Annotated in this window: 18 protein-coding genes and 2 riboswitches; of the genes, 7 read left to right on the top strand and 11 right to left on the bottom strand. The window is 66.0% G+C overall.

Annotation, left to right across the window (positions count from 1 at the left end):
* Positions 1–13: 13 nt before the first annotated feature.
* The 4 genes from BMW49_RS16250 to BMW49_RS16235 form a co-directional block, all read right to left on the bottom strand.
* The gene (locus BMW49_RS16250) at positions 14–967 is read right to left on the bottom strand and encodes a TAXI family TRAP transporter solute-binding subunit (protein ID WP_069519439.1); all 954 of its coding nucleotides are present in this window, start codon (positions 965–967) and stop codon (positions 14–16) included.
* Between the two features lie 346 nt (positions 968–1,313).
* A complete protein-coding gene (locus BMW49_RS16245) occupies positions 1,314–2,657 on the bottom strand; it encodes a sigma-54-dependent transcriptional regulator (protein ID WP_069519438.1) in 1,344 nt (447 codons plus the stop codon).
* 144 nt (positions 2,658–2,801) lie between these two features.
* Positions 2,802–4,556 carry a sensor histidine kinase gene (locus tag BMW49_RS16240; protein WP_069519437.1) on the bottom strand — a complete coding sequence of 585 codons (1,755 nt, stop codon included), beginning with the start codon at positions 4,554–4,556 and terminating at the stop codon, positions 2,802–2,804.
* A 77-nt stretch (positions 4,557–4,633) separates the two neighbouring features.
* Positions 4,634–6,556 (bottom strand): sigma 54-interacting transcriptional regulator, encoded by a 1,923-nt coding sequence (locus BMW49_RS16235; protein WP_069519436.1) that lies wholly within the window; start codon positions 6,554–6,556, stop codon positions 4,634–4,636.
* Positions 6,557–6,852: 296 nt separating this feature from the next.
* Between BMW49_RS16235 and BMW49_RS16230 the strand changes: the two genes are divergently transcribed.
* From BMW49_RS16230 to cynS, 4 genes are read left to right on the top strand one after another with little or no spacing between them, the layout of a single operon-like run.
* Positions 6,853–8,229: a CmpA/NrtA family ABC transporter substrate-binding protein gene (locus BMW49_RS16230; RefSeq protein ID WP_244168360.1), complete on the top strand. Its 1,377-nt coding sequence runs from the start codon at positions 6,853–6,855 to the stop codon at positions 8,227–8,229.
* A gap of 2 nt (positions 8,230–8,231) precedes the next feature.
* Positions 8,232–9,065 (top strand): nitrate ABC transporter permease, encoded by an 834-nt coding sequence (gene ntrB, locus BMW49_RS16225; RefSeq protein ID WP_069519434.1) that lies wholly within the window; start codon positions 8,232–8,234, stop codon positions 9,063–9,065.
* 4 nt (positions 9,066–9,069) lie between these two features.
* Complete coding sequence (locus tag BMW49_RS16220) at positions 9,070–9,981, top strand: ABC transporter ATP-binding protein (RefSeq protein WP_069519433.1); 912 nt, start codon at positions 9,070–9,072, stop codon at positions 9,979–9,981.
* Positions 9,974–10,414 (top strand): cyanase, encoded by a 441-nt coding sequence (cynS, locus tag BMW49_RS16215; RefSeq protein WP_069519432.1) that lies wholly within the window; start codon positions 9,974–9,976, stop codon positions 10,412–10,414. The genes BMW49_RS16220 and cynS overlap by 8 nt, the downstream gene beginning before the upstream one ends.
* A 49-nt stretch (positions 10,415–10,463) precedes the next feature.
* Here cynS and BMW49_RS16210 read toward each other — a convergent pair whose 3' ends face one another.
* The 7 genes from BMW49_RS16210 to BMW49_RS16180 form a co-directional block, all read right to left on the bottom strand.
* Positions 10,464–11,483, bottom strand: a complete 1,020-nt coding sequence (locus tag BMW49_RS16210; RefSeq protein WP_090391004.1) for a FecCD family ABC transporter permease — start codon at positions 11,481–11,483, stop codon at positions 10,464–10,466.
* The gene (locus BMW49_RS16205; protein ID WP_069519431.1) at positions 11,480–12,412 is read right to left on the bottom strand and encodes an ABC transporter substrate-binding protein; all 933 of its coding nucleotides are present in this window, start codon (positions 12,410–12,412) and stop codon (positions 11,480–11,482) included. The genes BMW49_RS16210 and BMW49_RS16205 overlap by 4 nt, the downstream gene beginning before the upstream one ends.
* Positions 12,413–12,663: 251 nt before the next feature.
* Positions 12,664–13,431: an ABC transporter ATP-binding protein gene (locus BMW49_RS16200; RefSeq protein WP_069519430.1), complete on the bottom strand. Its 768-nt coding sequence runs from the start codon at positions 13,429–13,431 to the stop codon at positions 12,664–12,666.
* Complete coding sequence (locus BMW49_RS16195) at positions 13,431–15,491, bottom strand: TonB-dependent receptor (RefSeq protein WP_244168365.1); 2,061 nt, start codon at positions 15,489–15,491, stop codon at positions 13,431–13,433. Before BMW49_RS16195 ends, BMW49_RS16200 begins: the two co-directional genes overlap by 1 nt.
* Positions 15,492–15,929: 438 nt before the next feature.
* Positions 15,930–16,123: riboswitch (cobalamin riboswitch) on the bottom strand.
* 238 nt (positions 16,124–16,361) lie between these two features.
* Complete coding sequence (locus BMW49_RS16190; RefSeq protein WP_069519428.1) at positions 16,362–17,063, bottom strand: (2Fe-2S) ferredoxin domain-containing protein; 702 nt, start codon at positions 17,061–17,063, stop codon at positions 16,362–16,364.
* Positions 17,064–17,207: 144 nt separating this feature from the next.
* Positions 17,208–17,921: a cobalt-precorrin-6A reductase gene (locus tag BMW49_RS16185; protein WP_069519427.1), complete on the bottom strand. Its 714-nt coding sequence runs from the start codon at positions 17,919–17,921 to the stop codon at positions 17,208–17,210.
* Positions 17,918–19,120, bottom strand: coding sequence for a bifunctional cobalt-precorrin-7 (C(5))-methyltransferase/cobalt-precorrin-6B (C(15))-methyltransferase (locus BMW49_RS16180; protein WP_069519426.1), 1,203 nt, complete (start codon positions 19,118–19,120; stop codon positions 17,918–17,920). Before BMW49_RS16180 ends, BMW49_RS16185 begins: the two co-directional genes overlap by 4 nt.
* 58 nt (positions 19,121–19,178) lie before the next feature.
* Positions 19,179–19,378, top strand: a riboswitch (cobalamin riboswitch).
* A 94-nt stretch (positions 19,379–19,472) separates the two neighbouring features.
* Here BMW49_RS16180 and cobG point away from each other — a divergent pair.
* Genes cobG through BMW49_RS16165 form a run of 3 tightly spaced genes read left to right on the top strand, consistent with a single transcriptional unit; the run spans position 19,473 to position 22,196 of the window.
* Positions 19,473–20,828 (top strand): precorrin-3B synthase, encoded by a 1,356-nt coding sequence (gene cobG, locus BMW49_RS16175; protein WP_069519425.1) that lies wholly within the window; start codon positions 19,473–19,475, stop codon positions 20,826–20,828.
* The gene (locus BMW49_RS16170) at positions 20,821–21,447 is read left to right on the top strand and encodes a precorrin-8X methylmutase (RefSeq protein WP_069519424.1); all 627 of its coding nucleotides are present in this window, start codon (positions 20,821–20,823) and stop codon (positions 21,445–21,447) included. The genes cobG and BMW49_RS16170 overlap by 8 nt, the downstream gene beginning before the upstream one ends.
* Entirely contained in the window at positions 21,444–22,196 is a 753-nt protein-coding gene (locus BMW49_RS16165; RefSeq protein WP_090391002.1) for a precorrin-2 C(20)-methyltransferase, read from the top strand. Before BMW49_RS16170 ends, BMW49_RS16165 begins: the two co-directional genes overlap by 4 nt.
* Positions 22,197–22,261 lie beyond the last annotated feature (65 nt).

The following is a 22,261-nucleotide window of genomic DNA, read 5'->3' as shown; positions in this document are numbered from 1 at the left end:
CCCTGCAACAGGCTTACAGAACGCCAGCTTCCTTATAGAAGCGCTCGGCACCCGGGTGCAGCGGAATCGGCAGGTCCTTGGCCGCATTCTCCAGCTTGATGTCCTTGGCCGCCGAGTGGGCGTTGCCCAGGCGCTCGAGGTTGTCGAACATCAGCTTGGTCATCTGGTAGGCCACCTCGTCGGAGACGCCGTCATGGCTGACCAGAATGTTGTTGATGGCCACGGTGGCGACATCGCTGTCCTGGCCATCGTAGGTGCCGGCCGGGATGGTCGCGGCCTGGTAGGCGGCGTTGTTGATCTTCGCGGTGGTCTCGGCCGGGATGGCCACGAAGTTGATCGGCAGGGTCGCTGCCAGGTCGCGGATGGCCGCCATGCCCAGGCCCGAGGACTGCAGGGTGGCGTCCAGCTGACGGTTCTTGATCAGCTCGACCGACTCGGCGTACGGCAGAAACTCCACCTTGCCCATGTCTTCATAGCTCAGGCCGGCGGCAGCGAAGATGGCGCGAGCATTCAGCTCAGTGCCGGACTTCGGCGCGCCCACGGAAATGCGCTTGCCCTTGAGGTCGGCCAGGGTGGTGATGCCCGACTCTTTGTTGGCGACGATCTGGATGTAGTTCGGGTAGGTCCCGGCAATCGCGCGCAGCTTCTTCAGCGGGGCCTTGAAGCCAGCTTCCTCGACACCTTCCCAGGCATCGGCGACCGAGTCACCCAGGGCGAAGGCCAGTTCGCCACGCCCGGCTTCCAGCAGGTTGAGGTTTTCTACCGAGGCCTTGGTGGCCTGCACGGAAGTTTTCGAGCCTTCGATGCCGTTGCCGTAGAGCTGCGACAGGGCCACACCGATGGGGTAATAGACCCCGCTGGTGCCGCCGGTGAGGACGTTGATAAAGGTCGGTGCCGCGAGCACGGCGGTGCTGGCAGTCAGGGCCGCTGCAGCGGCGAACAGGCTGAAACGCTTGGTCAGGTGCATGGATGAGTCTCCGTCATTGTTATGGCTTTATGCAGACTGTGACCGTGAACACGCCGACAGGCAGTGCTCATCGGTGTCGTTCAGGAAAGCGGGAAAACCCCACACCCGGCGTACGCGCGGATGTGCAAGAGGGCGAGGCGAACTCGCGCAGGCAGAGCGGCAAATGGTGCTGACCTCTTGTCTTTCTTATCAGTCGCCTGCGCGTCGGGCGCGCATGGCTGTACTGGGTATAGCAGAAGACGTGCCAGCTGTTAAAACGCCCACCCATGGGCGTTTGAGGCGTCTAACAAGGAATAAATAGGCGGGTTTTCGCTCACACCCTGACCAAAGATAGGCGGATAGCCGCTTATTCTTCGTCCGCACTACCCGCTGGCCGGTATCTGCTGCGCTGCAAACCATGACGCTGCATCTTCTCGTTGAGCGTACGCCTGGGCAGCTGCAACACCTCCATGACCTGGGCAATGCTGCCCTGGCAGCGCACCAGGGCGTGGTGCAGGCACTGCGCCTCGAAGGCTTCCATCTGCTCGGCCAGGGACTGGTTGGCCACCGTATCACTCGGTGTACTGAGGCCCAGGGCATGGCGTTCAGCGGCATTGATCAGCTCCCGCACGTTGCCCGGCCAGTCGTGCCCGAGCAATCGCGCCAGCTCGCTCGGCGCCAAGGCCGGCGAGACGCGGCCATGGCGTTTGGCGGCCTCATGAGCAAAGTGCTCGAACAGCAGGGGAATGTCCTCACGCCGGTCACGCAGCGGCGGGATGCGCACCGTGGCGACATTGAGGCGGTACAGCAAGTCTTCGCGAAAGCGCCCGCCACGCACCTCGTCGAGCAGGTCGGGCTTGGCCGCGCTGATCACCCGCAGGTCGACCTGAATACTGCGGTTGGAGCCCAGGCGTTCCAGGGTCTTTTCCTGCAGCACCCGCAGCAGCTTGACCTGCTGCGCCAGCGGCAGGCTTTCCACCTCGTCGAGAAACAGCGTGCCGCCGTCGGCATGTTCGATCCGGCCGATGCGCCGGCCCTGGGCCCCGGTGAACGCGCCGCTTTCATGGCCGAACAGCTCGCTCTCGAAAATGCTCTCCGGGATGGCCGCGCAGTTCAGCGCGACGAAAGGCTTGCCAGCCCGCGCGCTAAAGTCATGCAGGCAGCGCGCAACGCGCTCCTTGCCGCTGCCGGTTTCCCCGCGAATAAGGATATTCACCGAGGTGCCGGCCAGCTCGAGGATCTGCCGACGCAGGTTTTCCATGGCCCGGGACACACCGAGCAGCTGCGACTCGATGTGATCCTTGAAGGCGAACTGCTGACGCAACTGGCGGTTCTCACACACCAGGCGGCGCTTGTCGAGGGCGCGGCGCACGCTGTCGAGCAGGCGCTCGGGGGTGAAGGGTTTCTCGATAAAGTCATAGGCGCCCTGGCGCAGCGCCTGCACCGCCATGGGCACGTCGCCATGGCCGGTGACCATGATCACCGGCAGGTCACGGTCCAGCTCCAGCAGCGTATCGAGCAATTGCAGGCCGTCAGTGCCGGGCATGCGCACATCGCTGATGATCACCCCCGGAAAGTCGCGATCAACCAGCGCCAACGCCTGGGCCGCACTGGCACAGCTCTGCACGCTGAAACCGGACAGCTCCAGCCACTGCTGCACCGCCTCGCGAATCGCCGCCTCGTCGTCGACGACTATTACCTGCCCGGACATATCACCTCCTGATCAATCGGCGGGCAGTGTAGCCCGGAAGCAATATCGTTAGTCACGCCCGTAGGGTGCGCCGTGCGCACCAATGCCCTCGATGCACTAAGCAGGGTGGATGCCCGATCTACAAGTCGGTGCGCGCGGCGCACCCTACGGGTCGGGAGCTGCGGGCAGACGCAGGGTAAACACCGCCCCATCCTCGCCATTGGCCACCTCCAGGCTACCGCCCAGTTCGCGCACGATGCCATAGGACACCGCCAGGCCCAGCCCCAGGCCCTGGCCCACCGGCTTGGTGGTGTAGAACGGCTCGAAGACCTGGGCCAGGTGCTCGGCGGCAATCCCGCCGCCACTGTCGCTGACCTGCAAGACACACTGGTCATCCTCACGGGCAATGCGCACCTGCAGATGGCGCACCGGCGCAGCGCTCATCGCATCCAGGGCGTTGTGCAGCAGGTTGACCAGCACCTGCTCCAGGCGGATCGCATCGCCGGCCACCAGCGCCTCGGCGTCGATCTCACAGCTGAGCAGCACCTCGTCGCGGCGGATACGCGCGTCGAGCAGCAGCAACGCCTGCTCCAGCACATCGGCCAACCGCACACGCTCGCTCAGCCCGGCTGGGCTCTTGCGGGCGAAGGTCTTGAGGTGCCGGGTAAGTACGGCAATGCGCTGCAGCAGGTTGTCGATGCGCTCCAGGCCGTTGCGCGCCTCTTCCGGGCGCGCGGTATCGAGCAACAGACGCACACTGCCCAACTGCATCTGCATGGCCGTCAGCGGCTGGTTGATCTCGTGGGCCATGGCCGCGGACATCTGCCCTAGGGCGGCCATCTTGGCCGCATGCACCAGGCCTTCCTGAGCTTCACGCAGCTCGGCGGTACGGGCGCTCACCTCCTGCTCAAGGCGCTCGCGGATGCCGGTCTGCAAGCGCTGGGTCTTGCGCCGCTGGGCGAGAAACAGCAGCAGAAAAGCCAGGGTCATCCACACCCCGGCGGCAGCCAGGCGGTAGGTGCGCACGTTGCCAGCCAGGCTCAGGGGCTCGAGCAGCAGGTGCAGGGTCCAGCCTTCCTCGGGCATGTCCAGGCGCTGCCAGAGGTAGTCGCGCCGGCCATCGGGGCCGTCCACCCGGCGCCAATCGGCGTCCACGTCGATCTGCCGGCGCACCTCGCTGGGCAGCGGCTGGAGGGCCTGTTCGGCATACTTGCGCACCTCGATCAGCTCGGCCCGCGCCGCTTCGCCGAGGTCTTCCAGGGCGCGAAAACGCCAAGCCGGACGGTTGCTGAGGATCACCACCGAGTAGCTGTCCGCCACCAGCAATACCCCGGCCTGGCCGGCCCACTCGCGCTGCAGCTCTTCCAGTTCGAGCTTGACCACCAGCACGCCGAGCACGCTGCCATCGAGGTCGCGCACCACATGGGAGAGAAAATAACCGGGAATGCCGGTGGTCACGCCCACCGCAAAGTAACGCCCCGCGGACTGCCTGAGGGCGTCCTGAAAATACGGGCGGAAGGCGTAATTGTTGCCGACGAAACTGCTCCAGTCGCGCCAGTTGCTGGCCACCAGGGTGTGACCGCGACCGTCGAGCAGGTAGAGCACGTTGGAACCGGCGGCGGCATTGAGCTGCTCCAGACGGCGGTTGAGCAGGTCGCGTAGCAGTTGGTCGTCGGGGCTGCGCAGCAGGCGCTTGATGTCGCTGTCCAGCGCCAGCAGCTCCGGTACCGAACGAAAGCGCTCGACCAGCGTGTGGATCGATTGCGCATACAGCTGCAACTGGCCACGCGCCTCGCCGCTGCGCTCTTCCCAGGCACGGCTTTCGGCATAGCGCCCGGCCAGCCAGATGCTTGCCAGCAGCCCGAGGCCGATCAGCAACGCCGTGAGGACGACGCGATATCGCTGGAAGAACACAGGCATGTGCAACTCGCAATCAGACAGTCGCGCCATGGTAGCAAAGCCGGCGCCTCGCCTCGCCTCGCGAAAACAGCTGAGGCTCATTCTGCGGCTGTGGATAAGTCGCTCAACCGGCGCTGACGAAACGCCCGCGGCTCAATGCCAAAGCGCTCCAGGCGTGAGCGCAGGGTAGTCGGCTTGACCCCGAGCAAGCTGGCCGCGCCGGCACGACCGAAGACCTTGCCGTTGCAAGCACGCAGGGCTGCCAGCAGATTGTTGCGTTCGCGCTGGCGGCGCTCGTCATCGGTCAGGATGCCGCCGCCCTCTTCCGGTACATCGCGGGTACTCGCTAGCGGCGCGCCGGGCTGCGGGTCAGGCAGGTCGATGCGCAAACGACCGCCTGCAGAGATGATCACCGCGCGCTCGATGACGTTTTCCAGCTCGCGGATATTGCCCGGCCAGGCGTAGGCTTGCAGGCGCTGTATATCGGCCACCCGCAGGCTCGGCTCGGCGCGGTTGAGGGTGCGGCAGGCGCGGCCGATAAAATGCTGCGCCAGCAGCGGCACATCATCCAGGCGCTGGCGCAGCGGCACCGACTCCAGCGGGAAGACATTCAGGCGAAAGTACAGGTCCTCGCGAAACGTGCCATCGCGCACCGCCTGGCGCAGATCGCGGTTGGTCGCGGCAATTACCCGCACGCTGACCTGGCGCGTGTGGTTCTCGCCAACCCGTTCGAACTGCTGCTCCTGCAACACGCGCAGCAGCTTGCTCTGTAGCTCCAGGGGAATCTCCGCGACCTCATCGAGGAACAGCGTGCCGCCATCGGCCAGCTCGAAACGCCCGACCCGTTCGGCCAGGGCGCCGGTAAAGGCGCCCTTGGCGTGACCAAAAAACTCGCTCTCGAACAACTCACGCGGCACCGCCGCACAGTTGACGCGGATCAGCGGGCGCTGGCGGCGCGCGCTGCTGTCGTGAATGGCGCGGGCGATCAGCTCCTTGCCGGTGCCCGACTCACCGGTGATCAGCACGTTGGCGCCAGTGGGGGCGACCAGCTCGATCTGCCGGACGATTTGCTGGATCGCCGCGCTGCGCCCGACCAGGCTGTGATGGGCGAATTCACCGCGAATCTCCTCCTGCAGATAAGCGTTTTCCAGCTCCAGACGCTGCTGCAGCGCCTGCACCTCGGCCAGCGCCTGGCGCAAACGCTGCTCAGCCTCCTTGCGGTCGCTGATATCGCGGAATACCACCACCGCGCCGATAAGCTCACCGTTATCGCGCAACGGCGTGCTGGTGTAGGCCACCGGAATCGAGCGTCCGTCCTTGCACCAGAACACCTCATCGTCGACCTGGTGCACTTCGCCATCGCGAAAGGCGGCGTAGATCGGGCAATGACGGCCGTGGTATTCGCTGCCGTCAGCATGGTGGTGGTGAATCAGGTCGTGGATCTTGTGGCCGATCAGGTCTTCCGCCTGCCAGCCAAGCAGGCGCTCCGCCGCCGGATTGACGAAGGTCGTCACGCCCTCGTGGTTGACCCCGTAAATGCCCTCACCCGCGGCGCCGAGGATCAACTGGTTTTCCCGCTCGATCTCGCGAAACACACGCTCGACGCCCTGCCATTTGACGAACCCCTGGCGCTGATAGCGCTGCGCCTCAGCCAGCCCGCGCAGGCCGTCGAGCTGCTTGCGCGCGTGCAACAGCATGCCCAGCAACGGGCCGCTGTCCCCCTCGATGCGGCTGACGCTCAGCTCCAGAGCCAGTACACCGTCCTCGGCGCCACTGACACCCAACTCATCGCTCCAGGCACTGCCGTGCTGCAGGACTTCCTCACTGAGCACCAGCAGTTCACCCAGGGCATGCCGCCAGAGCCGACTGGCGCGTTGTTGCAGCAACGCATCCAGCGGCCAGCCGAGCAGCGTCGCGGCGGCGGGATTGGCAAACACCAGGCGGTCGGCGAAGGGATCGATCAGCAGGCAGGCGCTGTGCAGGTCGTGCAGCATGCGGTGGGCCAGGGCGGATTCGGACATGGCTACGGCTCGTCAGCGAAGGGGGCTACCCACCTGCATCAAGTGCTGTGCCAATTACGATTTTTCGGATTAAAGAATTACGAAATAGCGTTAAAAACGATTTTTCGTAGTTATTCCAGCACCACTAATAATCTATAAATCCCATTAAAAACATAAGGTTAGATTTATAGAACTAACCTGGCACAGCTTCTGCTCTAGCACCTGACAAGAGCCGCTGCGTATCAGCGCAGGGCATTTTCAGCGCGGGCGACCCAGCAGGGTGCGTCCGCCATGCCTGACCGAGAAGGAGTGCCGTGATGAGCAATAGCCTGGGCGATCCGTTCAGCCCCGACAGCAACCTGAGCCACAGCGGCGCCTGCAGTTGTGCAACCTGTCAGCCCAAGCCCCATACAGCCGTGCCCGGTGCCCCGCTCGATCAGGAAGCGATGCTCGACCGCGCCATCGAAAGCGCCATCGTGCGCGGCATGTTCGGCCACAGCGAGGTCTCGCGGCGCAGCTTTATGGGCATGCTCGGCGGCGGCACCCTGGCGGCGATTCTCGCCAGCATCGTGCCGATGGAGGCGATCAAGGCGGCGGTCAAGGACAACCTAGGCCCGCTGGAAAAGGCCAAGCTGAACATCGGCTTCGTGCCCATCACCTGTGCCACACCGATCATCATGGCCGAGCCCATGGGCTTCTATAAAAAGTACGGCCTCGACGTGACCACGGTGAAAACCGCCGGTTGGGCCGTGGCCCGTGACAAGTCTCTGGCTGGTGAATACGACGCCTCGCACATGCTCACCCCCATGCCGCTGGCCATGAGCCTGGGCCTGGGCTCGACGCAGTCGCCGTTCATCATGCCGGCCATCGAGAACATCAACGGCCAGGCCATCGTTCTGGCCAACCAGCACCTCGACAAGCGCGACCCCAAGCAGTGGAAAGGCATGCGCTTTGGCGTGCCGTTCGATTACTCAATGCACAACTTCCTGCTGCGCTACTACGTCGCCGAGCACGGCTTGGACCCGGATCAGGACATCCAGATCCGGGTGATTCCGCCACCGGAAATGGTCGCCAACCTGCGCGCCGGCAACATCGACGGCTTCCTCTCGCCCGACCCCTTCAACCAGCGCGCCGTGTGGGAAAAAGTCGGCTTCATTCACGTGCTGACCAAGGACCTGTGGCCCGGCCACCCCTGCTGCGCCTTTGCCTGCAGCCAACAGTTCGCCACGCAAAACCCGAACACCTACGGTGCGTTGCTGCGCGCCCTGATCGACGCCACTCACTACAGCTCGCAGGCGGAAAACCGTGTGGCAATTGCCGAGGCCATCGCCCCGCGCAACTACCTCAACCAGCCGGTACCGGTGATCCAGCAGGTGCTCAGCGGGCGCTTCGCCGATGGCCTGGGCAACGTGCGTGACGAGCCGGACCGCATCGACTTCGACCCCTTCCCCTGGCACTCCATGGCGGTGTGGATCCTCACCCAGATGAAGCGCTGGGGTTACCTCAAGGGTGACGTCGATTACCGCGCCATCGCCGAGCAGGTCTACCTCGCCGCCGACGCCGGCAAGGTCATGCGCGAGCTGGGCATGGAGGTGCCGACGGACACCTACAAGAGCTTCAGCGTGATGGGCAAACCGTTCACCCCGGCCGACCCGGAAGGCTACCTGAACAGCTTCAGCATTCGGAGAACCTGACGATGGCTTCAACCAAACTGCGGGCCGGCCTGTTGTCGGCGCTGATCCTGCTGGTGCTGCTGGGCGTCTGGGAGATTCTCTGCCAGGCCCCGACCAGCAACGCAGCTGCAGCGGATGACGAGTACGCGCAGCTGATGGGCGCAACCAGCCAGGAAGCGCGGGTGCCGCCGCCCTCGGCGGTGTTCATGCACGCGGTCAGCGAGCTGAGCCAGCCGTTCTACGATGCCGGGCCGAACGACAAGGGCATCGGCATCCAGCTCGCCCACTCGCTGTACCGGGTGCTGACCGGTTACTTCCTGGCGGCGCTGGTGGCGATTCCGGTGGGCTTCGTGATCGGCATGTCGCCCTTGATGTACCGTGCGCTCAACCCGTTTATCCAGATCCTGCGGCCGATCTCGCCGCTGGCCTGGATGCCCCTGGCGCTGTTCATCATTCAGGACTCGGAAGCCTCGGCGATCTTCGTGATCTTTATCTGCTCGATCTGGCCGATGCTGCTCAACACCGCCTTTGGCGTGGCCGGGGTGCGCCGCGACTGGATCAACGTCGCCCGCACCCATGAGCTGAGCCCGCTGCGCACGGCCCTGACGGTGATCCTGCCGGCGGCGCTGCCGACCATCCTCACCGGCATGCGCATCTCCGTGGGCATCGCCTGGCTGGTCATAGTCGCCGCCGAAATGCTCGTTGGCGGCACCGGCATTGGCTACTACGTGTGGAACGAGTGGAACAACCTCGACCTGGCCAGCGTGATCTTCTCCATCGTCATGATCGGTGTGGTCGGCATGCTCCTCGACCTCATGCTCGGCGCCGTGGCGCGCCTCGTCAGCTACCAGGAGTAGGCCCATGTCGCGTTACTTCGTAGAAGCCCGCAACCTTGCCAAGCGCTTTTCCCAGCCCGGCAGCGAACCGCTGACGGTGTTTGAGAACGTCAATTTCGGCATCCAGAAGGGCGAGTTCGTCTGCATCATCGGCCACTCCGGCTGCGGCAAGTCGACCATCCTCAACGCCCTCGCCGGGCTCGACCAGGTCAGTGATGGCGCGCTGATCATGGCCGGCAAGGAGATCGCCGGGCCGAGCCTGGAGCGCGGCGTGGTGTTCCAGAACTACAGCCTGATGCCCTGGCTCAGCGCCCTGGATAACGTGATCTTCGGCGTGCGTGCGCGTTTCCCGCAGTGGAGCAAGGAGAAGATCCGCCAGCACAGCCTCGACTATCTGCATATGGTCGGCCTGAAGGGCTCGGAGGCGCGCAAGCCCTCGCAGCTGTCGGGCGGCATGCGCCAGCGCGTGAGCATCGCCCGCGCCTTCGCCACCCAGCCGCAACTGCTGCTGCTCGACGAACCCTTCGGCGCCCTCGACGCCCTGACCCGCGGGGTCATTCAGGACGAGCTGATCAAGGTCTGGGGCGAGACCCAGCAGACCGTGTTCATGATCACCCACGATGTCGACGAAGCGATCCTGCTCGCCGACCGCATCCTGCTGATGACCAACGGCCCCCAGGCGCGCATCGCCGAAGCCGTGCACATCGACCTGCCGCGCCCGCGCAGGCGCGACCAGATCATCCACCACCCGGCGTTCTACAAGATCCGTAATCACCTGGTGGACTTTCTGGTCAACCGCTCCAAGGCCCTGCAAGGCACCGCACCGGAGGCCGACGGCTTCCCCACCGAAATCAACCCTGCCCTGGACCTGGCGCTCGACGCGCTGCACCCAGGCAAACCCTCAATGTCCCCCTCGAAGGAGTCCAGTCATGGATAAAGCCAGCATGCAAACCACCATCCTCGCCGCCAAGGGCCGCCTCGACCTGAGCTGGGCCGCCATTGCCGAGCGCATCGGCATGTCACCGGTGTGGACCACCTCGGCCTGCATGGGCATGAACAGCATGCCAACCGAGGTCGCCGACAAACTCTGCGATGTGCTGGAACTGCCCGCCGAGGTCAGCAAGGCGCTGCAGGCCTTCCCGCACAAACACTGGGACAAGGCCATCCCCACCGACCCACTGATCTACCGTTTCTACGAGATGATCAACGTCTACGGCGGCACCATCAAGGAACTGATCCACGAGGAATTTGGCGACGGCATCATGAGCGCCATCGACTTCAGCATGGACATCAGCCGTGTCGCTGACCCCAAAGGCGACCGCGTACAAATCATCCTCAACGGCAAGTTCCTGCCCTACCGCAGCTGGTAGCCCTGTGGATAAGTCGCTCGGCACCTGCCGGGCGACGGTCTGTCAGCCCTCAGCGCCGGCGCAACAGCGCGACGAAAAACACCCCGCCGATGGCCGCCGTGGCGATGCCGATAGGCAGGTCCTGCGGGGCCAGCAGGGTGCGCGCGGCGACGTCGACCCAGACCAGAAACAGCGCGCCGAGCAGCGCACTTACCGGCAGCAGGCGGCGATGCTCGGCCCCCACCAGAAAACGCGCCACATGCGGCAGCATCAGGCCGACAAAGCCGATGGCGCCGCTCAGCGACACCAGCACCCCGGTCAGCAGGGACGCCACCACAAACACCAGCACGCGCACCCGCCGTGGCTCCAGGCCCAGGCTGACGGCGCTGTGCTCGCCGGCCATCAACGCATTCAGCGCCCGACCCAGGCCGAGCAGCACCAGCAACGCCAGCAGCAAGCACAAGGCCGGCAGCCAGAGCAGCTCCCAGCGCGCCAGGCCGAGGCCGCCGAGCATCCAGAACAGCACCGAGCTGGCGGCGTGGTGGTCACCGAGAAACAGCAGCAGGTTGCTCGCCGCCATCATCACGAACGACACCGCCACCCCGGCCAGCAGCAGACGGTCACTCTCCAGCCGGCCGCTGCGGCTGGCGATGGCCAGCACCAGCAGCATGCTTGCCAGGGCGCCGACGAAAGCAGCCAGGGGCAAGCTGAGCAGGCCGGCGAATTCGCCCAGGTACAGCACCACAATCACCGCGCCCAGGGCCGCGCCGGAGCTGACGCCGAGCAGGTGCGGGTCGGCCAGGGGGTTGCGCGTGACCGCCTGCAGCGCCGTGCCGACCAGCGCCAGGCCGGCGCCGACCAAGGCACCGAGCAGCACCCTGGGTGCGCGTAATTGCCAGACGATGCTGTCATGGCCCAGGTTCACTGCCACCTCCGGGCTGATGCCAAACAGGCGCTGGGCAAGAATCGCCAGCACTCGCTCAAGCGGCACCTGCGCCGAGCCAAAGGCCAGCGACAGCGCGCAAGACAGCAACAACGCGGCGCCCAGAACAAGCAACAACAGGCGATAGCGGCGCGGGCTGCGCATCATGGTGCGAACACCTCGGGATGCAGCGCGGCGGCCAGGGTCTCGATGGCGGCAGCGTTGTCCAGGCTTGGGGTAACCGCCAGGTACGGCAACACCACAAAGCGCTGCTCGCGGATTGCGGTGACGCCCTGCAGCGCCGGGTGGTGCAGCAGAAAGTCGCGCTTTTGCGCCGCCGTGCGCTCACCGTAATCGACGATCAGGATCAGCTCCGGGTCCTGCTCCACCAGCGCTTCCCAGCCGACCCGCAGCCAACTGGCGGGCAGGCCGTCCATCACGTTGCGCCCACCGGCGGCCTCGATCAGCGCCTGGGGCATGGCCAGGCGGCCGGCGGTAAAGGGGGTGTCTTCGCCGCTGTCGTAGAGAAACACCCGGGGCCGCGTTGATACGCCCGCCAGGCGCTGCTCGACCGTCGCCACCCGTTTTTGCAGCGCGTCGACCAAGGCGTCGGCGCGGGCCTCGACGGCGAAGATCTGCCCGAGGTTATGTAGATCGTTGTAGAGGTCGTCCAGCCTGGCGACCCGGTTGGGCAGGATATGCGCGCAGGACTCGCTCAACTCGTACACCGGGATGGCAAATGGCGCCAGGCTCGCCGGGGTGACCTCACCGCCAATGCGCATGCCGTAATTCCAGCCGGCAAAGAACAGGTCCGCCTCGGCGTTGAGCAGGTTCTCAATCGACGGGTAACGCGCGGCCAGCTCAGGCAGGTCGGCCAGTTGCGCCTGCATCGCTGGGTCGAGGGTCTTCCAGGCGCTGATACCGCTGTAGCCGACCATGCGCTCCTTGAGACCCAGGGCCAGGAGCATGGCGGTCATATTGACGTCATGGCTGACCGCCCGCTGGGGCGGCTTGTCGATGGTCACCTGACGATCGCAGCTGGTGACGGTGACGGCCCAGGCGGGGGTGCTCAACGCCAGCAGCAGAAGCGCAAGCAAGCGTGACCGGACGGTGCTCTGCCTTAGCGGCGAGCGATGTGGAGTCGTCGCGGCTGAAGCCCCTCCCACGGCGTAGCGCGGCTCTTGCGGGCGGCGGCAGCGCGCTATCGCGGCCAAAGCGAAACGCAGCCAGGTCCCTCCCACAACGGCAACGCAAATCTGTGGGAGGGGCCGGGCGGCGTTCCGCTTTAGCCGCGACTCATAGACGCTATGTAGCTCTGGGGTGGAGTCAAGGTATTCGCCAGTATTCATCAAACAATCCAGGTAATGCGCGGGTGGCCCGCCAGTGGATGGGTATCGACCAGCGCCTGCACGCCGAACACCTGCAACAGCAGCTCGGCAGTGAGCACTTCGGCAGGCGTGCCGGCGGCCACCAGGCGGCCCTGGTCGAGCACATAGAGGCGCTCGCAGAAGGCCGCCGCCAGGTTGAGGTCGTGGAAGCTGGCCAGGCTCGCCAGGCCCAGGGCCTTGATCTGCTTGAGCAGCTCAAGCTGGTAGCGCGGGTCGAGGTGGTTGGTCGGTTCATCGAGGATCAGCAGGTGCGGCTGTTGCACCAGCGCACGGGCCAGCAGCGCACGCTGCTTCTCGCCGCCGGAGAGGCGGGCGAAGGCCTGCTGCGCCAGCGCGCTGAGGCCCAGACGGGCCAGGGCCTGATCCACCAGGCGGCGGTCCTCGTTGTCATCTCCATCGAACAGGCCCTTGTGCGGCGTACGGCCCATGGCCGCCACTTCGCGCACGCTAAGGCCGAAGTCCTGGGGAAACTCCTGCAGCACCACCGCCACCCGCTGCGCGCACCAGCGCGGCGAACGCTGCCACAGCGGCTCGCCGTCCAGCTCGACGCTGCCGGCACTCGGCCGCTGAAAACGGTAGGCGCAGCGCAGCAGGCTGGTCTTGCCACTGCCGTTGGGGCCGATCAGCCCCACCAGCTCACCGTCATCGACGGCCAGGTCGATGGCGTCGAGCAACGGCCGCTCCCCATCGGGCGACCAGGCCAGCTCGCGGATGCGCAGGCGCTGCATCAGAACTGGTAATCCGCAGTGACGAACAGCGAGCGTGGCGCGCCCAGGTACCACTGCTGGCCATCGCTGCTGGCCGTGGTGGCGTACTGGCGGTCGAACAGGTTGTTCAGCTCCAGGCCCAAGCGCACATCCGGTTGTACCTGCCAGCCGATGTTGGCATCGACCACCGTGTAGCTCGGCACCTGGGCGCTGTTGGCGGTGTCGGCGTAGCGCGCATCGACATAGCGCGCGCCGATGCCGGCGTCCACGCCCTGACCCAGGTCTTTGTTCAACCACAGGTTGGCGGTGCGTTTGGGCACGTTGATCGGTCGATTGCCGCTGCGGTCCATCAGCACAGCGCCGGCGGTTTCGTTGAAGTCGTCATAACGCGCACGGATAAAGGCCGCATTGGCCGACAGCTGCCAGCCCCGGCCCAGTGCCAGTTCCAGGGTCGCCTCCAGGCCATCGGAGGACTGCTGGCCGATCTGCTCGGCAGCAGCGCCAGGCGAGGTCTGGCTGAGCAGCTTCTGTTTGACGATGTGGTAGGCGGCCAGGGTCCACTCGCCGCGCCCGTCCATCAGCATCTGCTTGAGGCCGATCTCGCTTTGCCTGGCCTCGCTCAGGTCGTAACGCTGCTGCCCGACATTGAGCGTCAGCAGGTTATTCACCCCCTCGGTGCTGGTGGCGTACTGGCCATACAGTGACAGCTCGGGCGTCAGCGCGAAGACCAGGCCAGCGCGCCAGTTGTCGCCGCTCAGGCTGCGATCAGCACTGCTGCCATCGACCAGGTTGTCACGCTGGATATGCACCTGGTCGCGGCGCACCCCGGTGACCAGCGCCAGGCGCTCGGTCAGTTGCGTGCGGTTCTCGGCGAACAGCGAGAATTGCCGGGCCAGGTTGCGTTCGCGCGGGCCGTAGCCCTGCGGATCAGTGCTTTGATACTGGCCGCCGCCGGAGCCGGCCAGGGGCACGCTGTCGCTGAAGCTGCTGGCGAAATCATGCTGGCGGGCGAAGTGAATACGGTTGTAATCCACACCCACCACCGTGAGGCTGTCGAGGCCGAACAGCGCGTGCTCGAGGGTGAAGGTCTGGCGATCACCGACCTGCTCCTGGGTGTGCTTGATGTTGTAGAACTCGCTGCGCTCGACCCGATCACCTGGCTGCCAACGGTAGGCCTCGGCGTTGCGCCAGTAGCGCTGGGTCTTGATGTAGTAGAGCTGGTTGCTGGCCGTCAGCGCGTCATTGATGCGCCAGTCGCTGGTCAGGCGGGTGAGCTGGTCGTTGTACTGCACGTCGGCGTTGTCGACGTTGTAGTTGTGGTCGCGCAGGCTCTCGCGGTACTGGCCAGCGACCAGCGGCGTGCCGAAGTAGCGCTCGGGGCTCTGGTCCCCTTGGTCGTGGGACAGGGTAAAACTCAGGTCCTCGCTGGCCTCCCAGCGCACTGCGGCGCTGAGCGCCAGGCTCTCGGAATCACCGCGGTCGACCCAGCCATTGCTGGCCTGCTGGTTGAGGGTGAAACGGTAGCTCAGGGCATCGCTAAGCGAGCCGCCGCTGTCCAGCGCGGCCTGGCGGCGGTCGTCGCTGCCATAGCCGAAGCGCAGGTGGTTGATGACCTCTCCGGCGAACGGTTTTTTCGGCACCACGTTAATCACCGCCCCCGTGGCGCCCTCGCCGTAAAGCACCGAGGCCGGGCCGCGCAACACATCAACCCGCGCCACCGACCAGGTGTCCACCGGGAAGGTCACGGTACCGGCCCCGACGTACTGGCGGGTGCTGTCGTACAGCTGCATGACCGCCGAGTGGCCAGTAAAACCGCGCGCCGACAGCGCCGTGCCACCGTTGCCCGGGTTGCCAATGCTGCTGATGCCGGGCGTGCGCGTGACCGCGTCCTGCACAGTCAGGTTGTTACGTCCGCGTACCTCGGCGCCACTCAGGCTGCTGGTGCTGGCCGGGGTTTCCAGGGCCGACAGCTCCAGCCGCGAGCCACTGCGGGTGGGCGTATGCAGGTCGCTCGCGCCCTCTTCCATGGCGTTGGCCTGGACAGTGATGGCGGGGAGATCGACAGGGGCTTCGCTGGCCATGGCCGAAGAGGCCAACAGCAGAGCGAGCGGCAAGGAGTACGGCAGCAGAGAGTCTTGCACGGCAGAATTTCCGTTGTTGCGCAGAGGGACGGCGGGCCGCCCCACAACCGCTTCGCCCGGTTGCGCGCCGATCGTGAGCGGCCACCGAGAGGCTAGGTCATGGGGCATAATGTAATTGTTATAACATAACATTATGCGACTTCGCAGCCACGCTTGTGCAAGACCGGGTTCAGCAGGGAGTGATGACCGGTGAAGGTTCTTAAAACGGAAATGGCGCGCCATATTGCTTCCATAGCAAAGAGAGAAGGCACGGCAATCCGATGGAAACGCGCAACAGCAGACGCAGGCGCGCAGGCACCTGCAATCGGCGTCAACGCCCGCCCACCGCGGGTTGCCAGACTAATGGGGGGCCGTTGCAGCGCGAACGCGCACAATCACAGCAACTCCCAGATTCAGGCCGGTCTCCGGGCTGGCGAGGGTCATGACGTCATCGCCTTCCCATGCAAAATTTGCACAGTGGCCTAGTGATGAGGTCGCTCGCTTACCGTTGCGGGGGCAGCGTCGGACTTGCACCGACTTCCCGTTTCACCTCACGCGCGGCGGCGTAAGGCACCTGAATCGGCGCGGATATGACCATTCATGACACGCCGCGTCAAGGCGCGTGGCCCGAGTATGCCGTCGCGGCTAAAGCCCCTCCCACAGATTCTGCACTGGACAGCGTGGGAGGCGCTTTAGCGGCGTCAAGGCGCGAAGTCCGTTCAGGAGTGTGGGGGGTAGCTGTGGGAGGGGCTTTAGCCGCGAAAGGGCCACCGACAATCGCGGCCAAAAGCAGATCGCCGCCCCAGCCCCTTCCACAACCCGTAGCCTGGCTTAGCCGCCCTGCTGATCGATACGCAACTCAGGCAGCGCCTTGCCGGCCACCAGACGCTCATCGACCAGGCGAATCACCGCCGCTTCATCCCGGATGCCGTACCACTCGCCCTGTGGATAAAGGCTCGCGGTCGGCCCCAGATCGCAGGGGAACTGGCACTGGCTGCGGGTGATATGCACCCCGCCCTCGCACTCCAGCTTGCCAGCGGCCTTGAGCCGCTGACGCAGAGTTTTCCACAGGCCCAGCGCGCCCTGGCGCGTGCAGCGCGGGCCGTTGCACAGCAGCAGGCGCTGGGCGTGCGGCGGGATCTGCGACCAGGCGTGGTGCGCCGGCACAGCGGGTACATCGCTGCAGGGCGTATGCGACTCGACGCGCTCAAGCACTGTGGCCAGGCCATCCAGCCAGGCGTCTTCCAGCGCCGTACAGACCACAAACACCGAGGCGCCATCGGTGCGCGTGGCGATCTGCTCACGCAACCAATCACGGTGTGCAGCATCGGCGCGCGGCTCCAGATCGACCACCAACAAGGGACGCGGCGCCTCGTTCACGGCCTGCCAGAAACTATCGGCACCCTGATCGCTGTCATGCAGATGCGCCTCTCCCAGCAGCGCTTCGACGCGCTGGCGCAAACGCTCAGCCGACACGCCACGGCTCAGGCCGGGGCCGATAAACAACACGCGGGCGTAGATGGCTTGGCTCATCAGGACCTCCAAAAGGGCAGGCAGTCTAGCAGCGCGCCGTGGGCCGGATGCAATCCGGGCGGTCGCGGGTTGTAACGGCGCGGCGCACCCTACGGGATCGTGTGGGAGGGGCTTTAGCCGCGACTACGGACAGACCCGTCGCCGCTAAAGCGCCTCCCACAGGGCTTCTGGCTCAAGAAACTCACGGTCCACCGTCGGCAGCTGCGGCCGACGTAGCAGCAGCACTGGCAAACCCAACTCTCGCGCCACCTGCAGCTTGGGCTCGGTGGAGGCGCTGCCACTGTTCTTGCTGACCAGCACGTCGCACTGGATGCGCGCAAAGAGCGCGCGCTCCTCGTCCAGCGAGAACGGTCCGCGCGCACCTATCACTTCGGCGCGCGGCACGCCTTGCTGCGCCGTCAGGCAGCGCACGGTCCAGTGCTGGTGCGCGGGAATTTCATGCAAATGCGCCAACGGCTCGCGCCCGGAGGTGAAGAAGGGCCTGTGGAACGGCGCCAGCGCAGCCATCAACCCGGCCCAGTCATCCACCTCACGCCAGTCATCGCCCTCAGCCGCCTGCCAACCGGGGCGGCGCAACGCCCAGCAAGGCACCCCGCTCAACGTGGCGGCGCGGGCGGCGTTGTGACTGATCTGCGCGGCATAAGGGTGGGTCAAATCCAGCAGCAGTTCGATGCCCTGCTCGCGGATAAACCGCGCCAGCCCTTCGGCCCCACCAAAACCGCCGACGCGTACCTGACAGGGCAAGTCATCCGGTACCCGGCCCAGGCCGGCCAGGCTATAGATCGCCTCAGGACTCAACCGCCGCGCCAGACGCAACGCCTCGGTGGTACCACCGAGCAACAGGATGCGTGCACTCACGGCTTGCGCACCTCCAACAGGGTGATCGGCAAGGCGCTGCGCCAGGTGTCGAAGCCACCCAGGGGCTGCGCCTGAGCCACAGAGATGCGGGTCAGCTCGCCGCCCACCTGTTCGCGCCAGGCCACCAGCGCCGCCTCGCTTTGCAGGGTCACGGCATTGGCCACCAAACGCCCGCCCGGTTTCAGGCTGGCCCAGCAGTGTTCGAGCATGCCGGGCACGGTGACGCCACCGCCGATAAAAATCGCATCCGGCGCAGCCAACCCGGCCAGCGCCTCGGGCGCGCGGCCGGCAACCAGTTGCAGGCCAGGCACGCCGAGGGCATCACGGTTGTGCTGGATATGTACCTGGCGGCCGGCATCGGCCTCAATGGCCAGCGCCCGGCAACCGGGGTGCGCACGCATCCACTCGATGCCGATGGAGCCGCAGCCGGCGCCAACATCCCACAGCAGCTCGCCGGGTTGCGGCGCCAGGCGCGCCAGGGTGATGGCGCGCACATCGCGCTTGGTCAGCTGGCCGTCGTGCTGATACAGATCGTCGCGCAGCCCCGGCGTCAGCGGCAGCAGGCGTGCATCGGCGCCCGCCGCACAGTCGATTGCCAGCAGATTGAGATCGGCCGCGCGCGGTAACGCCCAGTCAGCCGCCAGGCCGTCGATGCGCCGTTCCTGATCGCCGCCCAGGTGCTCCAGCACGGTCAAACGGCTGGGCCCGAAACCGCGCTCGCGCAGCAGCTCGGCGACTGCCGCCGGGCTGTCGCCGTCATTGCTCAACAGCAGCAGCCGCGCGCCGGGGAACAGTTGCGCCTGCAACGCCGCCAACGGCCGCGCCACCAGCGACAACACCGTCACCTCCTGCAGCGGCCAGCCCAGGCGCGCGGCAGCCAGCGAGACGGATGAGGGCGCGGAAAACACCTGCATCTCCTCGGCCGCCACCTGCCGCGCCAGGCTCGCGCCCACGCCGTAGAACAGCGGGTCGCCGCTGGCCAGCACACACACTGGCGTACCACGCCGCGCCAGCACCGGCTCCAGGCTGAACGGGCTGGGCCAGGCCTCGCGCTGCGCCCCCAGGCAATGCGGCAGCAACGCCAGTTGCCGCGGCGCGCCGACGATGCAGCCGGCCGCCAGCAACGCCCGCCGTGCGGCTTTGCCCAGGCCGGCATAGCCGTCTTCGCCGATTCCCACCACGCTCAACCAGGCTGTCATACCTACTCCTCTGTTCCCGCCCGACAAGCTAGGGTGTCGGCGCATCGAACAAAGCGGGCATAATACAGGCTTCGTCGGTGCCCACCGCCATGGTGCGGGGGCCTAAGAGGGAATCCGGAGCGATCCGCTGATCGTGACCGAGCTGCCCCCGCAACTGTAAACAGCGAGTCTGCCGCCACTGTGCCACTGGGAAACCGGGAAGGCCGCGCCAGATGATGACCTGTCAGCCAGGAGACCTGCCGACGACGCTAGTCGCGAGTGCCAACATCGGGCGGGGTGTACCGATGCCATGAAATCCCCCTGTGGGCGGATTTCGCTGGTCCGGTCGCCGCGCCTTTGTTTGGTGATTACTGTGCGCGACCGTCCAACCACCGTCGATTTGCCTGCCCCACGCTCCGAAAAATCGGTATCGGCGTGCCCCGGCCTGCTGCGTATCGTTCAGGCGCTGGACGGCGGCATCTGTCGGGTCAAGCTGGCAGGTGGTGTGCTCAGCAGCCAGCAGGCCCGCGCGATTGCCGAGGCGGCCGAGCGCTGCGCCAGCGGCGTGCTGGAGCTGACCAACCGCAGCAATCTGCAGATTCGTGGCGTCTTGGCCGAGCAGCAGGATGCGTTGATCGAGCGCCTGCTGGCCGCCGATCTTGGCCCCAGCAACCCCGCCGCTGATGACGTGCGCAACCTGCTCCTGAGCCCCGCTGCCGGCCTCGACCCCCAGGCCCTGCTCGACACCCGCCCGCTGGCCGCCGCGCTGCTCGACCTGCTGCAAAACACCCCGGCGCTGCATGGGCTGTCGGCTAAGTTCGCCCTTCAGCTCGACGGCGGCGAAGCCCTGGCGATGCGCGAACACCCCCACGATATCTGGCTCAGCGCCCTACCCGGTACGCCCGCACGATTGGCCTTTGGTCTGGCCGGCTGCCCGACTGACACGCCGCTGGGCGTGGTCGACGGCGAGCAGGCCGTTGCGCTGGTGGAACACCTGTTGATGCTGTTTCTCCAGTTGGCGGGCAATGAGCACAACCGTATGCGCCAGCTGCTCAGCGCACTCCCTGCACCCCAATTGCTGCAGCAGCTGCAAGCGCGCCTGCCCTTTGCCGTGCAAGCACCGCCGCCCACCTGGCAACGCGCACCGGCCAGTCAGCGCGCCCCTATGGGCACTTATCCACAGCAGCAAATCGGCCTGTGCATGGTCGCCGCCGGCGCACGCCTGGGGCGGATCGACGCCGGGCAATTGCGTGCGGTGGCCGAGCTGGCCGAGCAGTACGGTGATGCCAGCCTGCGCCTGACGCCCTGGCAGGGCCTGCTGTTGCCGAATATCCCCGAGCAGTCGGCAGAGGCGCTGGTTAAAAAACTGGCCGACCTCGGCCTGCTGACCGATGCCCAGGAGCCCCTCAGCCAACTGATCGCCTGCACCGGCTCAGCGGCCTGCGCCAAGGGCCTGAGTGACAGCAAGGCTGATGCCCTGCGCCTGGCCGAGCGCCTGCGTACCAGCACCGCCAGGCCGCAGGTGCACCTGAGTGCCTGCCCACGCTCTTGCGCCGCTGCGCATGTCGCGCCTTTTACCTTGCTGGCCAGCAGCGCCGGCCACTACCAGCTCTATCAACGCACGCCGCAGCAACCGGGTTTCGGCCAGCTGTTGGCCGACGCCATAACGATCGATGAGGCCGGCGACTGGTTCGCCACCCACTGCGCAACAGGAAACAGCGATGCTTGAGTACATCCGCGACGGTCAGGAAATCTACCGCCAATCCTTCGCCACCATCCGCGCCGAGGCCGACCTCAGTGCCATCCCGGCCGATCTGGAAAAGCTCGCCGTGCGCGTGATCCATGCCTGCGGCATGGTCGATGTGGTGCAGGATTTGCGCTTCTCCCCCGGTGCCGGTGCCGCAGGCCGCGCCGCGCTGGCCAAGGGCGCGCCGATTCTCTGTGATGCGCGAATGGTCGCCGAAGGCATCACCCGCCCGCGCCTGGCCGCGAACAACCCGGTGATCTGCACCCTGCACAATGCCGATGTCCACGCGCTGGCCCGCGAGTTGGGCAACACCCGCTCGGCAGCGGCGCTGGAACACTGGCGCGAGCACCTGGAGGGCAGCGTGGTGGTGATCGGCAACGCGCCCACCGCGCTGTTCTATCTGCTGGAAATGCTCGACGCCGGCGCACCGAAACCGGCGCTGATCATCGGCATGCCGGTGGGCTTTATCGGCGCGGCGGAATCCAAGGACGCTCTCGCTGCCGACAGCCGTGGCGTGCCCTATGTGATCGTGCGTGGCCGCCGTGGCGGTAGCGCCATGGCGGTGGCGGCGGTCAACGCCCTGGCCACGGAGGTGGAGTGATGACGGTACAAAAAGGCCGTCTGCTCGGCATCGGTGTTGGCCCCGGCGACCCTGAGCTGATCACCCTCAAGGCCCTGCGCCTGCTGCAGTCGGCCGCTGTGGTCGGCTACTTCGTGGCCAAGGCCAAAGCCAACAAGGGCCACGGCGGCAACGCCTTCGGCATTATCGAACAGCACCTCACAGACGCCCAGCTGCGCATGCCGCTGGTCTACCCGGTGACCACGGAAAAACTCGCCGCGCCGCTGAGCTATGAAGATGTGATCAGCGACTTCTACGACACCTGCGCGGTGCAGATCGCCGCCCAGCTCGACGCCGGCCACGATGTGGCGGTGATCTGCGAAGGCGACCCGTTCTTCTACGGCTCCTATATGTACCTGCACGACCGCCTGGCCGCGCAGTACCAGGTGGAGGTGGTGCCTGGTGTGTGCTCTATGCTCGGCTGCGCCTCGGTGCTCGGCACCCCGCTGGTGTACCGCAACCAGAGCTTGAGCGTGCTTTCCGGCGTGCTGCCCGAAGCCGAACTCAAACAACGCCTGCACGACGCCGAAGCCGCCGTGGTGATGAAGCTGGGGCGTAACTTCGAGAAGGTCCGCCGCGTGCTGCAAGAGCTGGGCATCGACGGCCGCGCCCATTACGTCGAGCGCGCGACCATGGGCAACCAACGCATCGTGCCGCTGGATGAAGTGGAGCCGATGTCCTCGCCGTACTTCTCGATGATCGTTATCCCCGGCGAAAAGTGGCGCGGTTAGCAAACTGCAAACAACCCGTGGGAGGGGCTTTAGCCGCGACAGACCCGTAGGGTGGATGACGCTTC

The organism is Pseudomonas cuatrocienegasensis (genome assembly GCF_900110925.1).
GTDB classification, from domain to species: Bacteria; Pseudomonadota; Gammaproteobacteria; order Pseudomonadales; family Pseudomonadaceae; genus Aquipseudomonas; species Aquipseudomonas cuatrocienegasensis.
This window is presented reverse-complemented; position numbering and strand designations above follow the sequence as displayed.